The sequence below is a fragment of the Pantoea sp. F_5 genome (assembly GCF_008631595.1).
GTDB lineage: Bacteria > Pseudomonadota > Gammaproteobacteria > Enterobacterales > Enterobacteriaceae > Pantoea > Pantoea gossypiicola.
On sequence record NZ_VWUO01000001.1, the window covers coordinates 86,381 to 101,051 of the forward strand.

The 14,671-nt window shown below is 55.6% G+C and carries 14 protein-coding genes and 2 pseudogenes; 10 read left to right on the forward strand and 6 right to left on the reverse strand.

Annotated features, from left to right (window positions below; translation table 11 throughout):
• The gene (pstB, locus tag F3I44_RS00370) at positions 1-768 is read left to right on the forward strand and encodes a phosphate ABC transporter ATP-binding protein PstB (protein WP_150012555.1); all 768 of its coding nucleotides are present in this window, start codon (positions 1-3) and stop codon (positions 766-768) included.
• Positions 769-977: 209 nt separating this feature from the next.
• On the opposite strand, the gene purN is transcribed toward pstB, so the two are convergent.
• Both purN and purM read right to left on the reverse strand, forming a co-directional pair.
• Positions 978-1,616 (reverse strand): phosphoribosylglycinamide formyltransferase, encoded by a 639-nt coding sequence (purN, locus tag F3I44_RS00375; protein WP_150012553.1) that lies wholly within the window; start codon positions 1,614-1,616, stop codon positions 978-980.
• Positions 1,613-2,653 carry a phosphoribosylformylglycinamidine cyclo-ligase gene (gene purM / locus F3I44_RS00380; RefSeq protein WP_150012551.1) on the reverse strand — a complete coding sequence of 347 codons (1,041 nt, stop codon included), beginning with the start codon at positions 2,651-2,653 and terminating at the stop codon, positions 1,613-1,615. The genes purN and purM overlap by 4 nt, the downstream gene beginning before the upstream one ends.
• 228 nt (positions 2,654-2,881) lie before the next feature.
• Here purM and upp point away from each other — a divergent pair, with 228 nt between their 5' ends.
• The 3 genes from upp (at position 2,882) to hda (ending at position 5,745) form a co-directional block, all read left to right on the forward strand.
• On the forward strand, positions 2,882-3,508 hold the full coding sequence (gene upp / locus F3I44_RS00385; RefSeq protein WP_009088774.1) for a uracil phosphoribosyltransferase: 627 nt from the start codon (positions 2,882-2,884) through the stop codon (positions 3,506-3,508).
• Positions 3,509-3,652: 144 nt separating this feature from the next.
• On the forward strand, positions 3,653-4,936 hold the full coding sequence (uraA, locus tag F3I44_RS00390) for a uracil permease (RefSeq protein ID WP_150012672.1): 1,284 nt from the start codon (positions 3,653-3,655) through the stop codon (positions 4,934-4,936).
• Between the two features lie 101 nt (positions 4,937-5,037).
• Entirely contained in the window at positions 5,038-5,745 is a 708-nt protein-coding gene (hda, locus tag F3I44_RS00395; RefSeq protein ID WP_033743385.1) for a DnaA inactivator Hda, read from the forward strand.
• Here hda and arsC read toward each other — a convergent pair.
• Complete coding sequence (gene arsC, locus F3I44_RS00400; protein ID WP_150012549.1) at positions 5,742-6,083, reverse strand: arsenate reductase (glutaredoxin); 342 nt, start codon at positions 6,081-6,083, stop codon at positions 5,742-5,744. The genes hda and arsC overlap by 4 nt on opposite strands.
• Positions 6,084-6,127: 44 nt before the next feature.
• On the reverse strand, positions 6,128-7,591 hold the full coding sequence (locus F3I44_RS00405) for a M48 family metallopeptidase (protein WP_150012547.1): 1,464 nt from the start codon (positions 7,589-7,591) through the stop codon (positions 6,128-6,130).
• A gap of 754 nt (positions 7,592-8,345) precedes the next feature.
• Between F3I44_RS00405 and F3I44_RS00410 the strand changes: the two genes are divergently transcribed.
• The 5 genes and pseudogenes from F3I44_RS00410 to F3I44_RS00430 all read left to right on the forward strand — a co-directional run bounded on the left by F3I44_RS00410 (position 8,346) and on the right by F3I44_RS00430 (position 12,337).
• Positions 8,346-8,951, forward strand: coding sequence for a DsrE family protein (locus tag F3I44_RS00410; protein ID WP_150012545.1), 606 nt, complete (start codon positions 8,346-8,348; stop codon positions 8,949-8,951).
• Positions 8,952-8,983: 32 nt separating this feature from the next.
• Entirely contained in the window at positions 8,984-9,592 is a 609-nt protein-coding gene (locus F3I44_RS00415) for a DsrE family protein (protein ID WP_150012543.1), read from the forward strand.
• 108 nt (positions 9,593-9,700) lie between these two features.
• A pseudogene (locus F3I44_RS00420) lies at positions 9,701-10,146 on the forward strand (GntR family transcriptional regulator); the annotation flags it as partial.
• Positions 10,140-10,610: pseudogene (locus tag F3I44_RS00425) on the forward strand (phosphodiesterase); the annotation flags it as partial. The pseudogenes F3I44_RS00420 and F3I44_RS00425, both read left to right, overlap by 7 nt.
• A gap of 161 nt (positions 10,611-10,771) precedes the next feature.
• Entirely contained in the window at positions 10,772-12,337 is a 1,566-nt protein-coding gene (locus tag F3I44_RS00430; protein WP_150012541.1) for a sensor domain-containing diguanylate cyclase, read from the forward strand.
• Positions 12,338-12,443: 106 nt separating this feature from the next.
• Here F3I44_RS00430 and bcp read toward each other — a convergent pair whose 3' ends face one another.
• Both bcp and F3I44_RS00440 read right to left on the reverse strand, forming a co-directional pair.
• Complete coding sequence (gene bcp / locus F3I44_RS00435) at positions 12,444-12,911, reverse strand: thioredoxin-dependent thiol peroxidase (RefSeq protein ID WP_010260016.1); 468 nt, start codon at positions 12,909-12,911, stop codon at positions 12,444-12,446.
• A 151-nt stretch (positions 12,912-13,062) separates the two neighbouring features.
• On the reverse strand, positions 13,063-13,644 hold the full coding sequence (locus F3I44_RS00440; RefSeq protein WP_150012539.1) for a glycine cleavage system transcriptional repressor: 582 nt from the start codon (positions 13,642-13,644) through the stop codon (positions 13,063-13,065).
• Between the two features lie 143 nt (positions 13,645-13,787).
• Here F3I44_RS00440 and dapA point away from each other — a divergent pair, with 143 nt between their 5' ends.
• Entirely contained in the window at positions 13,788-14,666 is an 879-nt protein-coding gene (gene dapA, locus F3I44_RS00445; protein WP_010260008.1) for a 4-hydroxy-tetrahydrodipicolinate synthase, read from the forward strand.
• Positions 14,667-14,671 lie beyond the last annotated feature (5 nt).

Consider the following 14,671-nt stretch of genomic DNA (forward strand, 5'->3'; position numbering starts at 1 on the left):
ATGACGTCCGACACGGATATCGCGCTGACCGTTAACCATCTGTCGCTGTGGTATGGCGAGCGCCAGGCGCTGCAGGATATTTCGCTGCAGGTGCCGAAAAACAGGATTACTGCGCTGATTGGCCCTTCGGGCTGTGGCAAGTCGACGCTGCTGCGCTGCTTTAATCGCATGAACGACGTGATTGACCACTGCCGGGTAGAGGGTGAAGTGTTGCTGGGATCGCAGGCGATCCTGCGCCCCGAACAGGATCTCTCCGCGCTGCGCCGTCGGGTCGGCATGGTGTTTCAGCGGCCGAATCCTTTTCCAAAATCGATTTATGAAAATGTGGTCTACGGACTGCGTTTACAGGGTGTGCGCGATCGGCGGGTACTGAACGAAGCCTGTGAGCGTGCGCTTCGTGCGGCCGCGCTGTGGAGTGAGGTGAAAGACCAGCTGTCACAGAATGCGCTGACGCTCTCGACCGGACAGCAGCAGCGGCTGGTGATTGCCCGCGCCATTGCGATTGAGCCGGAAGTGCTGCTGCTGGATGAGCCGACCTCGGCGCTGGATCCCATCTCCACGCTGGTGATTGAAGAGCTGATGACCACGCTGAAGCAGCATTTCACGCTGGTGCTGGTAACGCATAACATGCAGCAGGCGTCGCGCGTGTCCGATTTCACCGCGTTTATGCATCAGGGCGCGTTAGTGGAGTTTGATGAGACCGACCGGATTTTTACCGCACCGAAGCAGCGACGTACCGAAGATTACATTACGGGGCGTTACGGCTGAGACAGCATCGGGAGCAGAACAGGTTTTTGTGTCAGACGGCTCATATGCTTAAAGCGATGGGAGCCTATGCCCGTAGTAAAGCATCGCGGGCCATGGATGGCCCGCGCTGAGCTGCCATGGATGGCATTTTTTGCGTCTTTACGAAGGGCATAGGCTCCCTGAGCCTTTACTCTGCCAGTACTTCATAAGAAGCCCTGGCTTCCGGTGCATCAGTCGTTAGCATAGCCCTGCGGTGGCAGTGGTTCGCCATCCAGCCAGGCCTTACCATCACGCATCAATAGCCGTCCCTCAACAAACCAGTCGATGACCAGCGGATAGATGGCGTGCTCCTGATGCTGCACCCGCTCGGTAATCTCCGCTTCGCTATCGTCAGGAAAGACCGGGACTTTAGCCTGCAGGATCACCGGCCCCCCATCCAGCTCGTCCGTCACGAAATGCACGGAAGTGCCATGTTCGCTGTCGCCGTTCTCCAGCGCCTGACGGTGCGTATGCAGGCCCGGATATTTCGGCAGCAGGGAAGGGTGAATATTCAGCAGGCGATCGTGAAAATGCGCCACGAATGCGCTGCTGAGAATACGCATATACCCAGCCAGGACGACAAGGTCGGGCGAGTACGCTTCAATCTCAGCGATCAGCTGGCGATCAAAGGCTTCGCGGTCAGCGAAGTCGCTGGCGGCAAGCGCGTGGGCGGGGATCCCCGCCTCCTGCGCCCGCGTCAGGCCATAAGCGGCGGCACGGTTGCTGAACACGGCAGCGACGCTGCCGTGAATCCGCCCGCTTTCACAGGCGTCAAGGATGGACTGAAGGTTACTTCCGTTGCCGGAAATCAGTACAACCAGCTTTTTCATCCGTTGATGACCACACGCTCTTCGGCATCCGACGCTTTAATCACGCCGAGCTTCCAGGCTTTCTCGCCGGCCGCTTCCATCAGCGCAATCGCCTTGTCCGCGTCTGCCGGGCTCAGTGCGATGATCATGCCGACACCGCAGTTAAAGGTACGGTACATCTCGAAACGGCTGACGTTGCCCGCCTGCTGTAACCAACTGAAGACTGCTGGCCACTGCCAGCTCTTCTCGTCGATCACGGCCTGGGTGTTGTCGGGCAGGACGCGCGGGATATTTTCCCAGAAGCCGCCGCCGGTCAGGTGTGCGATAGCATGCACATCGACCTGTTCAATCAGGCTCAGGATATTTTTCACGTAGATGCGGGTCGGTTCCAGCAGATGATCGGCCAGCGGTTTGCCTTCCAGCTGTTCAGCCAGCGGATCGGTGTTGCTGACTTCCAGAATCTTGCGCACCAGCGAATAGCCGTTGGAGTGCGGGCCGCTGGAGCCGAGGGCGATCAGTACGTCGCCATCCTGCACCTTACTGCCGTCGATAATTTCTGACTTTTCCACCACGCCGACACAGAAACCGGCCACGTCGTAATCTTCGCCGTGATACATGCCTGGCATCTCAGCGGTTTCACCGCCCACCAGCGCACAACCTGACTGCAGACACCCTTCGGCGATGCCGGTGATCACCGCAGAGGCAGTATCCACATCCAGTTTGCCGGTGGCGTAGTAGTCCAGGAAGAAGAGCGGCTCAGCGCCCTGAACCACCAGGTCGTTGACGCACATCGCGACCAGGTCAACACCAATGGCATCGTGACGTTTGAGATCCATCGCCAGACGCAGCTTGGTGCCCACGCCATCGGTGCCGGAGACCAGCACGGGTTCACGGTATTTTTGCGGCAGCGCGCAAAGCGCACCAAAACCGCCCAGTCCACCCATCACTTCCGGGCGACGCGTCTTTTTCACTACGCCTTTAATACGGTCAACCAGAGCGTTACCAGCATCAATATCAACACCGGCGTCTTTGTAACTGAGAGAGGTTTTGTCGGTCACTGCGAGGTCCCCACGCGAGTTGCGGTTGGTGGTTTAAAATAAAGCGCGGCAATTCTATCAGTGCAGGCAAACGTTTGCGAGTGCGGGATTGCGCCTCAGGCGATTTTCATTAATCCTCTATTTTTCCCGGTAAACCCGCGGCTTTGCGCAAGAGCAGGTGGCGCAGGGCGCAAAAGGCGGTATAATCCCGCGATTTTTTTTAGCTCAACTCATTCCGGGAGAACACCAATGAAGATCGTGGAAGTCAGACACCCGCTGGTCAAACATAAACTGGGCCTGATGCGTGAGCATGATATCAGTACAAAGCGTTTTCGCGAGCTGGCCTCTGAAGTGGGCAGCCTGCTGACCTACGAAGCGACCGCCGATCTGGAAACAGAGCGCGTCACCATTGAGGGCTGGAACGGCCCGGTAGAGATCGATCAGATCAAAGGTAAAAAAATCACGGTGGTGCCGATTCTGCGTGCCGGCCTGGGCATGATGGAAGGGGTGCTGGAACACGTTCCCAGCGCCCGTATCAGCGTGGTGGGTGTTTACCGTGATGAAGAGACGCTGGAGCCGGTTCCCTATTTCCAGAAGCTGGTCTCTAATATCGAAGAGCGCCTGGCGCTGGTGGTCGACCCGATGCTGGCGACCGGCGGTTCCATGATTGCTACCATCGACCTGCTGAAGAAAGCGGGCTGCACCAGCATCAAAGTGCTGGTTCTGGTTGCCGCACCAGAAGGGATTGCTGCACTGGAGAAAGCGCATCCTGATGTTGAGCTTTACACCGCGTCAGTGGATCAGGGACTGAACGAAAAGGGTTACATCATTCCCGGTCTCGGCGATGCCGGGGACAAGATTTTCGGAACCAAATAAATCGCACAGCCGACCAGAGAGTCGGCTTTTTTTTGGCAAAAATAGTGCCCCGAACGGATTCGGTCTGCCGCAAGGCGCACCGGCGTGCCTGCTGCTGTGCAGAGACGCGAACCCACGGGGATAAAAAACATAAGGGGATAAATGATGACTCGTCGCGCCATTGGCGTCAGTGAACGGCCGCCGTTACTGCAAACCATTCCACTCAGCCTGCAACACCTGTTCGCCATGTTTGGCGCTACGGTACTGGTGCCGATTCTGTTCCACATCAACCCGGCGACGGTGCTGTTGTTCAACGGCGTCGGCACACTGATTTATCTCTTTATCTGTAAAGGCAAAATTCCCGCCTATCTTGGTTCCAGTTTTGCCTTTATCTCGCCGGTGCTGCTGCTGTTGCCACTGGGTTATGAGGTCGCGCTGGGCGGATTTATCCTGTGCGGCGTGCTGTTCTGTATCGTGGCGCTGATTGTGAAACGCGCGGGCACCGGCTGGCTCGACGTGATGTTCCCCCCGGCGGCAATGGGCGCGATTGTCGCCGTCATTGGTCTTGAGCTGGCGGGTGTCGCCGCCAATATGGCCGGCCTGCTGCCCGCGGAAGGCAGTTCGCCCGACAGCAAAACCGTGCTGATTTCGCTGGTCACGCTGGCGGTAACGGTATTCGGTTCGGTACTGTTCCGTGGCTTCCTGGCGATTATCCCGATTCTGGTCGGTGTGGTGGCAGGCTATATGCTCTCTGCCTTTATGGGCATCGTTGACTGGAGTGGCGTGGTGAAAGCCCCGTGGTTTGCCCTGCCAACCTTCTATACGCCGCGCTTTGAGTGGGTGGCGATGCTGACGATTCTGCCTGCGGCGCTGGTGGTGATTGCTGAGCACATCGGTCATCTGGTGGTCACCGCTAACATCGTGAAGAAAGATCTGATTCGCGACCCTGGCCTGCATCGTTCGATGTTCGCCAACGGCTTATCCACCGTTATTTCTGGCTTCTTTGGTTCGACGCCAAATACCACCTACGGTGAAAACATCGGGGTGATGGCGATTACCCGCGTCTATAGCACGTGGGTGATTGGCGGTGCGGCGATTCTGGCGATTCTGCTCTCCTGCGTCGGCAAACTGGCGGCGGTGATCCAGGCGATCCCGGTGCCGGTCATGGGCGGCGTGTCGCTGCTGCTCTATGGCGTCATTGGCGCATCCGGTATCCGCGTATTGATCGAATCGAAAGTCGATTACAACAAAGCGCAGAATCTGATTCTGACCTCGGTGATCCTGATCATCGGCGTCAGTGGCGCGAAGGTACACATCGGCGCGGCAGAGCTGAAAGGGATGGCGCTGGCGACGATCGTGGGTGTCGGCCTGGCGCTGATCTTCCGTGTGATCACGCTGTTGCGACCGGAAGAAGTGGTGCTGGAGGCTGAGGAAACGCGCGAGCATTGATCGCAGCGCGCCTGACAGGATCGGGGCAGGGACGCTCCATTCATCTCTTTCTGGAAACTGTGTTAGACTTCCCCCGATTTTTTGCTTGTTCTCTTGCTGAGGTGCTTCTGAACACGCCGGCACAATTGTCATTGCCACTCTATTTACCCGACGATGAAACCTTCTCCAGCTTCTGGCCGGGGGAAAACCCGTCGCTGATTGCCGCACTCAAAGGCGCTCTCAATCAACAACATGGCAGCTATCTCTACTTCTGGTCACGCGAAGGCGGCGGGCGGAGCCATCTGCTGCACGCCGCGTGCGCCGAAATGTCCGCGCGCAGCGAAGCGGTCGGTTACGTTCCGCTGGATAAACGCACCTGGTTTGTTCCGGACGTACTGGAAGGGATGGAGCAGCTGTCACTGGTCTGTATCGATAACATTGAGTGCATTGCAGGCGAACCGGAGTGGGAGATGGCGATCTTCGATCTCTATAACCGCATTCTGGAAACCGGCAATACGCGCCTGTTTATTACCGGCGATCGTCCGCCACGCCAGCTGAATCTGCAACTGCCCGATCTCGCCTCGCGGCTGGACTGGGGACAGATCTATCGCCTGCAGCCGCTCTCCGACGAAGACAAACTGCAGGCGCTGCAACTCCGTGCCGGATTACGTGGTTTTGAGCTGCCGGAAGATGTGGGGCGCTTCCTGCTGAAACGACTGGATCGGGAAATGCGCACGCTGTTTGATACGCTGGATCGGCTTGATCGCGCCTCGATCAGCGCGCAGCGTAAACTCACCATTCCCTTTGTTAAAGAGACGCTCGGCCTTTAAAGAATGTCGAGCACGGCTTCTGGCGGACGTCCGATCCGCGCCTTATCGCCATTGATCACAATCGGCCTTTCAATCAGCACCGGATTTTCTACCAGGGCATCCAGTAGCGCACTTTCGTTTTTGTCGCCGAGTGCCAGCTCGCTGTAGATCGCCTCTTTGGTACGCATCAACTCTCGTGCGCTCTGCATTCCCAGTTTCTGTAGCAGAATTTGCAGCGTCTCGCGATCGGGCGGCGTCTGCAGATAGAGCACCACTTCGGGCTCAATGCCGCGCGCGTTCAGCAGCGCCAGCGTTTCGCGGCTCTTACTGCAGCGCGGGTTATGGTAAATCGTCACCATCTGGGATTCTCCTTTTATTCGCAACGCGCTGGCAGCGCGAGGGCTTAGCCTTTCTGATACTGCTTAAAGCGCTGTTGTAACTGACGCAGCTGATCGATACGGGCATCGTAGCGCGCCTGTTTCAGGCTGCCGAGCGGCACCTGTGCGCTGGCGCTGCCTAACGCGGTAATGGCCTGATCAAGCTGACCATTCAGCGCCAGGCTCTCTGCCCGTGCCGACAACTCTTCATCATTCAGTCCCTGCTGTGCAGAAGCCTGTGCCAGTAAGTCCCAGCCGTTGGGATCATCTTTATTGGCCCAGGTATAGCGGTTCAGAATACGACTGGCACTGGCATACTGCTTCGCTTCAACATAGGCATTCGCCAGGTTGAGCTGCACCACCGGACTGTTTTTGGCACCGGTTGCGGCGGTGAGCAGGGCGATCGCCTGTTGTGGCTGATTCAGGCCGATATCGATGTCTGACATGATGTCGAGGAACCAGACGTTATTGGGCTGTTTCGCCAGCAGTGGCGTCATGATCCGCTTCGCATCGGCATAGCTCTTCGCCTGTAAAAACTGTATGGCCTTGCCATATTGTGACGCCAGCTGCTCACGGGCATTACCGCTGGCATACTGACTCAGCAGTTCGTCAGTAAGCTGATTACGTCCGGTGGCGTACATCCCCAGCGCACGCACCTTCGCCAGGTAAAAATCTTCAGTAGACTGCACGACGACCGGGCGCATCTGGTTAGCACGGTTGCGGGCATCCGCCAGTCGGCTGTCGGGCAGGGGGTGCGTCAGCAGAATTTCAGGTGGCTTAGAGGAGAAGCGGCTCTGATCGGCCAGCTTCTGCAGAAAGTTCGGCATCGCCTGAGGGTCGAATCCGGCGCGCTGCAGCACCTGAATGCCAATGCGGTCCGCCTCCTGCTCATTGCCCTGCGTAAAGCTAATGATCCCCTGCTGCGTACCCGCCAGGGTGCCGGTCAGCGCCGCCATGCCCGCCTGCGGACTCGCCATCGCCAGCAGTATCGAGCCCAGGGCACCGACCCAGGTGAGCGGGGCATTGCGCTTCTGATCTTCCATGGCTCGCGCCAGATGGCGCTGGGTGACGTGTGAAATTTCATGCGCCATCACTGACGCCAGTTGACTTTCATTTTCGGTAAAACGAAATAGCGCCGAATGCAGCACTACGTTGCCACCGAAGAAGGCAAAGGCGTTAAGCTCATCGTTCTGAATCAGAAAGAAGTGGAACGGGGTTTTTACGGCGTCGGCGTGCGAGACCAGCCGCTGTCCCAGCTGATTAATGTACTGATTAAGCAGCGGATCGTTGATCAGCGGCGCACTGGCACGCAGCTGGCGCACATAGAAGTCGCCCATCTGCAGTTCCTGATTAATCGACAGCGTCGAACCGGCCGTGGTGCCAATATCGGGAAGCGAATCACTGACATCAGCGTGGGCCGGTGTCAAAGTGGTGAAAATGAGCGTCGGGAGGAGCGCGGCGATTAGCGTTTTCTTTAACCGGTTCAACATGCCTTAATCCTGTAGAGAGGCCCTGAAAATGGACAGGTGCGCAGCGGGAATGTTCCATTTTTCGCAGATAACGGCGGTTCGCGACTATCTTAACCAGAGCATCAAAAGAAAGAAATGTCGTTTTCTGACCGGTGCCTGGTGTAATTTGTGCAAGATCGCAGATTTTGCCGAAAAAAACTGAACATCCTGCCAACTTAAACCGCAGTTAAACGAGATAAATCCGGGGAGGTATTACCGGGATCCTGAGCAGCTAAGTTGCCACTTATCTGTTCATTCCCGCCGCGCTTCGCCAGAATAGAGCAGAATCTGCTGACAGACATACGCAACGGTAATCGTTCTTTTTTTAAAGTTATGTAAATTCAATCAGAAAAACTGAATATGGCACGTCTTTTTCCAGGTCTACTCTGAAAAAATAGGCCACGCTGAGCTGTAAAATGTCTCTGCGCCATTGATAAATTAAATCGATTTACCTGCGCCCATCTCCCTGATTCCAGCTAAGCATGGCTGTTATTTTATCGCATCAACTCAGGAGGCAGAGATTAAATTCCCGATAGTCAGATCCACTCCTGCCAAGACTCTTTTTTCTGCATGATGAAAAACTTCGATTAATTCTTTCAGTGAATAATTTCAGCGGGTATCAATAGCGCGTTGACCTGAATTTACAGAAGCGAGAATTAATCCTGCGCTGTGGTATAGATAGCCGACATGATTCTGCCCTGAATCTGACAGACATTATTTGCCGGAGAGAAGTATTATGCGTTCAGTTGTTTCATACGCGTTAATCGCCATTATTGGCGGCGTCGTTGGCGCGGCTGTCACACAGAGTGGCAATATTTACGACAAAGTGACACGTCATTTTGCAACCGAGCCACAGGAAGCTGCTGGATTCTGGAGCACCCCGGCGATTGAAGGCTACGGCAAAATTCATTACGAACCTGACGCCGCGTTTAAACCGGTAGCGGGCCTGAGCAACAAAATTGTTTTCCAGATTACCCGCAGCGACGGCGCGATGACCGCACCCAATCTGGGACTGGAACGTGTGGCGCGCGTGGTGAATTTGTATATCGCCTCTGGCGTGCCGGCCGACCAGCTGAAGTTCGTGGTTTCGGTCACCGGTGACGCAACGCCCGCCATGCTGGATAACGCCCATTTCAAACAGTTTTATGGCATCGAAAATCCAAACCTGAAGCTGATTAATGAGCTGAATCAGGCGGGAGTGAAAGTCTCGGTCTGCGATCAGTCCGTGGCATTCCATCACTATCCGAATAACTGGATTGATAAATCAGTTATCCATGCGCTTTCCAGTCCGACCACCGTATCAACCCTGCAAAACCAGGGGTACGCGTGGCTGGCAATGTAATTGATGTTTTTAAACGACCGGGAGAAGAGTAAATGCGTCCAGCAGCGTTAGTAGTAATGGCAGCCGTAGCAGGGTTTATTGGCGGCAATGTTTTACAGTTGCCAGAATTATTCGATAAGGTCAGCGGCAAAATGGCAGATAATAAATCTGAGCCCGCTGATTTCTGGAGTACGCCTGCGATTGATGGCTACGGCAAAATACATTATGTCGATACGCCGGCATTTAAACCCGGCACCACAGCGGGTCTGAGTAATAAAATTGTTTTCCAGATTAACCACAATGATGGCGATATTCGTAAGCCGAATCTGGGCCTGGAGCGTGTAGCGCGTGTCACCAACCTCTATTATGCGGCGGGTGTGCCACTCAACCAGCTCAAATTTGTGGTGTCGATCAACGGCGACGCGGTGTCTTCAGCGCTGAATAATGATCAGTTCAGCAAAGCCTACGGCGTGGATAACCCGAACCTGAAGCTGATCAGCGAACTGAAAAAAGCGGGCGTTCAGGTCACTATCTGCGACCAGTCTGTAGCGTTTCATCAGCTCGATCGCAACTGGATCGACCCGATGGTCACCCATACCATCTCCAGCGGCACCACCGTTGCCACGCTGGAAAACAGCGGTTACGCCTTCCTGATGCTTTAATTCCCTGCAGCGGCGTCACTGCCGCTGTCACCTGCCGGTCATGTTAACGTGATGCGTCTGTCATATAACGCCGCTAGTTTACGTCGCAATGCGATCGACGAGGCTGTAATGACAGATTTAATCAGCGTAGCCCGACTGGCAGGGTCTCCCGCGCAACCGCCGCGCGCGCCTTCTCTGCTCCTCATCTGCTGAAACCGGGTACGCTGCAAAAGGTGCTTGCCGCCTCGGAACAGATCGGTTTTCGTCCGAATCATATTGCCCGTCAGCTCCGTACCCAACACTCCACCACGCTTGGCGTACTGCTGCCTTCACTGCTTAATCCGGTTTTTGCCCTGCAACTGCAGGCGATGGAGCAGCAGGCCCGTCAGGCTGGGTATGCGCTGCTGGTGGCAACCATTGATTATCAGGCGGAGCGGGAAGCGGCCATTGTCGAACATATGCTGCATCAGCGTGTCGCCGGTCTGGTTCTTAAGGTGGCAGACGCCGACCGCAGTGCGCTATTGCCGACGCTGGCGGCAGCAAAGATGCCATTCGTGCTGACCCACAACGTGCCGCTTTCCCGGATCACGCCTATCTGCAGGCGGGACCCACCCTGAACTGACAGCTCAGCGTTGGCGGCGTCAGGCTGCTGGCGCTGGACTCCAGCGTACCGCAACAGCCCTGGGGTGAGCTGGACGAGCTACAGCTGCACTGGCTGGACCGGCAACGATTACGTTATCCGCAGGCTCTGGAAGCGATTATCGCCCGCCATGGGCAGGTTGAAAGGGTATTGTGTGGTCATCTGCATCGCAGTCTGCAGACCCGCTTTGCCGGCACGATCGCCTGTGTCGCGCCGGGTGTATCGCATCAGGTGGTGCTGGATCTGCATCCCGACGGGCCGGCTCACTTTATTCTGGAACCGCCCGGCTTTTTGCTGCACTGCTGGCAACCCGGGCAGGGAATGGTCACGCATCAGTGTGCGATTGGCCACTTTTCGGGACCCTGGCCTTTTTACGATAGTCAGGGATTAATCGATTAGTGCCAGTAAAATCTGGATTCTCAGGCGTGAAATTTGTCTTAATGCTGCTCAAAAATGCCGACACCGTGTAGACTTAAGCCCGGATATCCGGGCTTCTGGCACACATTAAAAAAATAATCAGGCATTGACGACATGACATTTATCTCCGGGGCGGCGACGCCATGTTAAAGCTCTTTCGGCCCAAGGCCGATTTGCGCAATCTGATCGCCCTGCTGGTGATTGTCAGCATTGTTATCACGCTCGCGAATACGCTTTACGCCACCTGGCGGGTTCAGCGCCAGGTGCTGATTGACACCACGCTTGAGGCCAACCGGGCCTACGCCGCCAAACTGGCCTCAACCAGTGAGATTTTCTTTCAGCTCGCGCAGTCACAGCTACATTACAGCGCCAACCAGCTCAGTCGCGACTTTAATAATGGTGCATTGCTGGAAAGCGAAGTCAGCCGCCTGCGCGAGCAGACCAGCAGTTTCAACTCAGTGGCGATAGTGGATGCGCAGGGCGTGATCAAAGCGATTTCGCCTGAGTCGTTGACCCTGAAAGGTATGCACCTGACCAGCGACGCCTCACGGGAAGCGCTGACTCTCCGCCAGCCGATCATCAGTAAACCCACTCTTTCTGCCGCCAACAATCTGCTGGTGTTTGTCTCCTGGCCCGTCTGGAGTGCCGATGGCGACTACCTGGGCTATATCGGCGGCACCATTTATCTGAAGAAAAAAAGCATTCTGAATGCGCTGCTGGGTGAGCAATTTTACCGGGATGGCACCACGGTCTATGTGCTCGACAGCAATAATGAGGTGTTGTATCACCAGAACCGGCAGCTGGTGGGTAAAACGCTGCCTGCCATCGTCAGTCCGCGCGACGAGCAGACCAATGGCTCGCTGATGCTTGCCGGTCCGGGTGAGTCAGCCCAGCTGGCGGGCTTTGCTGTCGTGCCGACCACCGGCTGGACAGTGGTGGCCCTGAAGCCGATTAACGTTACGCTGGATCCGCTTTCTGGTCTGTTAATGAACGTCCTGAAAAACTCGGTGCCGTTTGCGCTGCTGACTCTGCTGGTGGGCGTGGTGCTGGCGCGGTTGATCGCCCGGCCACTCTTCCAGCTGGCCCGCAAAGCCAGCCGGATGGATGCGCAGGGGGTATCAAAAGAGATTGGTGGCATCACCGCCTGGTATTTTGAGGCGGCTCAGGTTAAACGTGCACTGCTCACCGGTATTGGTCTGTTGCAGGACAAGATTGGCCGTCTTAGCTCGGAAGCGCAGACCGACCCGCTGACCCAGTTGCTTAATCGCCGTGGTCTGAACGCGGTGCTGGAGTATTACCGCACGCTGCGCCAGCCTTTCTCGGTGCTGGCTCTGGATATCGACCACTTCAAAAACGTCAATGACAGCTGGGGTCATGATGTCGGTGACCGAGTGATTCAGCAGGTGGCGAGCACGCTGCGTGCCAGCGCCCGTCAGTCTGATGTGGTGTGTCGCAACGGCGGAGAGGAGTTTCTGATGCTGCTGCCGGGCACGGCCCTGGATGAGGCACAGATCATCGCGGAGCGCGTACGGCTGGGTATTGCTGAAGCCTGGCTCACAGATGTAGGACGAATTACCTTGTCTATTGGCGTTGCGGCATGGAATGGCACCCAGGATGCCGGGCTGGAAACGAGTCTGAAACAGGCGGATGCGGCGCTCTACGCGGCGAAAAATGCCGGGCGAAACTGCGTTATCGCTGCCGCAGCTTAATCGCACGACTTAATCGCACAAATAGCGGCTCTTTTTTACGGCAGGGAAGCGTGAAGGGAAAGAAGATAAGCAGGGCGCGGCGGTCAGGCTACCGCGCCCCTTAACATCAGGCTGACTTAACGTAATCCAGCACCATGTCGTGGTGATTCGAGGTCTTAAAGTTATCAAACACTTTCTCAATCCTGCCCTCAGCATCGATCAGGAAGCTGATGCGATGAATGCCATCATAGGTTTTCCCCATAAAGGTTTTTTCACCCCAGACGCCAAACGCCTGGCAGACTTCATGATTTTCATCTGACAGCAGCGTGAAGTTCAGCAGCTCTTTTTCGACAAACTTTGACAGTTTTTCCGGTTTGTCGGTGCTGATACCCAGGACTTCCACGCCCGCTTTTTTCAACTCATCCATGTTGTCACGCAGACCGCACGCCTGCACGGTACAGCCTGGCGTCATCGCTTTCGGGTAGAAGTACACCAGAACGCGCTGTCCCTGGAAGTCGGTCAGATTCACGTGTTCGCCGTCCTGATCGGGCAGGCTAAATGCAGGTGCAGTATCTCCGGCTTTCAGTGGATTCATCACATCTCTCCATTTTTTTATTCAGGCTGTGGGTAATACACCATCCGGACCGAAACGACCAGAGGGAACATTACCATCAGGGGGTATTTCACCACATAGCCGATCACGCGTCAGGCATGTGGAGAAATCACTCCGGTTTATAAACTAAAGCTTAGCGTACCGCGCTGACAGATTCGCTGCTGTCGGCATCAGACACACTGTAGAGACGCAGCGTTCCCTGCGCATTCAGCTCCTGACACAGGGTATTAAAAGCCTGCTCAAAAGTGGTGCCGCTGGTTCGTGTCGGACTGTGGGCGGTCATTTGAATATAGAGCGTTGGTGGCAAATTGTGTTGCGCGGGTGTGATGCGCGACACCAGTTCGGCCACATTCATCTGATGCTTATCAATAAGATCGGTAAAGCGTTCAATAATATGCGGCGAGTCGGCTACTTCAACCTGAATGAACGCGGTATCGGGCATCGGCGGACGAACCCCGGCGTTGGTGCGCTTCATGACGATAAGCAGCTCCAGTTCTGCGCCTTTCAGCGGCAGTGTCGATTCAATCAGCGTAATCGCGTTCCAGCTGCCCGACAGCAGCATAATAAAGGTGAATTCATCCCCAAGCATGGCAAGACGGCTATCTTCAATATTGCAACCGCAGCTGCTGACGTGTCGGGTAATCGTATTGACGATACCCGGCCGGTCAACACCGAGCGCGGTGATCACCAGATGATGAGGCTGAGATTGCGGCAAAATGGCTTTTCCTCTGCTTTCGCTAATAACCATAAGGTAAACATAAAAAAAACTGCTGACAAGCGCGGGAATGGCGTGGCTTGCTTGCTTTTCCCTAAGTGTAAAACGTACCATGAAGCACTTGTTTGTCGAGGGGATCGCCAATGTTTACGGGAAGTATTGTTGCACTCGTTACGCCAATGGATGACAGCGGTAATGTCTGCCGGTCGAGTCTGAAAAAACTGATTGATTATCACGTCGCCAGCGGCACCGCGGCGATCGTTTCCGTCGGCACCACAGGCGAATCTGCGACCCTGAGCCATGAAGAACATGGTGATGTGGTGATGCTGACCCTGGAACTGGCCGATGGCCGTATTCCGGTGATTGCAGGAACCGGTGCAAATGCCACCGCTGAAGGCATCTCTCTGACGAAGCGTTTTGAAAATTCCGGCGTCGTGGGTTGCCTGACCGTGACGCCTTATTACAATCGTCCGACGCAGGAAGGGCTGTTCCAGCACTTTAAAGCGATTGCGAATAGCACCAGCCTGCCGCAGATGCTGTATAACGTTCCCTCGCGTACCGGGTGTGACATGCTGCCGGAAACCGTTGCCCGTCTGGCCGAAATTAAAAATATTATCGGAATCAAAGAGGCAACCGGGAACTTATCGCGGGTTAGTCAGATCCAAGAGCTGGTCAATGAAGACTTTATTCTGGTGAGTGGCGATGACGCGACTGCGCTGGACTTTATGCAACTGGGCGGCAAAGGCGTCATTTCGGTGACCGCAAATGTGGCTGCACGTGAAATGGTCGAGCTGTGTCAACTCGCACAGCAGGGCAATTTCGTTGAAGCACGCCGCCTGAATCAGCGTCTGATGCACCTGCACCAGACGCTTTTCTGTGAACCCAATCCTATCCCGGTGAAATGGGCTGCGAAACAGCTAGGATTAATCGCTAACGACACGCTGCGTCTGCCAATGACGCCACTGACTGCAGCCGGCCAGCCGAAAGTGGAGCAGGCGCTGGTGAAAGCGGGTTTGCGATAATTTAG

What these genes read in the sequence shown, in the direction of transcription:
- pstB (WP_150012555.1), top strand. Translation starts at nt 1, where the DNA reads ATGACGTCCGACACGGATATCGCGCTGACCGTTAACCATCTGTCGCTG.
- purN (WP_150012553.1), bottom strand. Translation starts at nt 1,616, where the DNA reads ATGAAAAAGCTGGTTGTACTGATTTCCGGCAACGGAAGTAACCTTCAG.
- upp (WP_009088774.1), top strand. Translation starts at nt 2,882, where the DNA reads ATGAAGATCGTGGAAGTCAGACACCCGCTGGTCAAACATAAACTGGGC.
- uraA (WP_150012672.1), top strand. Translation starts at nt 3,653, where the DNA reads ATGACTCGTCGCGCCATTGGCGTCAGTGAACGGCCGCCGTTACTGCAA.
- arsC (WP_150012549.1), bottom strand. Translation starts at nt 6,083, where the DNA reads ATGGTGACGATTTACCATAACCCGCGCTGCAGTAAGAGCCGCGAAACG.
- F3I44_RS00405 (WP_150012547.1), bottom strand. Translation starts at nt 7,591, where the DNA reads ATGTTGAACCGGTTAAAGAAAACGCTAATCGCCGCGCTCCTCCCGACG.
- F3I44_RS00410 (WP_150012545.1), top strand. Translation starts at nt 8,346, where the DNA reads ATGCGTTCAGTTGTTTCATACGCGTTAATCGCCATTATTGGCGGCGTC.
- F3I44_RS00415 (WP_150012543.1), top strand. Translation starts at nt 8,984, where the DNA reads ATGCGTCCAGCAGCGTTAGTAGTAATGGCAGCCGTAGCAGGGTTTATT.
- F3I44_RS00430 (WP_150012541.1), top strand. Translation starts at nt 10,772, where the DNA reads ATGTTAAAGCTCTTTCGGCCCAAGGCCGATTTGCGCAATCTGATCGCC.
- bcp (WP_010260016.1), bottom strand. Translation starts at nt 12,911, where the DNA reads ATGAATCCACTGAAAGCCGGAGATACTGCACCTGCATTTAGCCTGCCC.
- dapA (WP_010260008.1), top strand. Translation starts at nt 13,788, where the DNA reads ATGTTTACGGGAAGTATTGTTGCACTCGTTACGCCAATGGATGACAGC.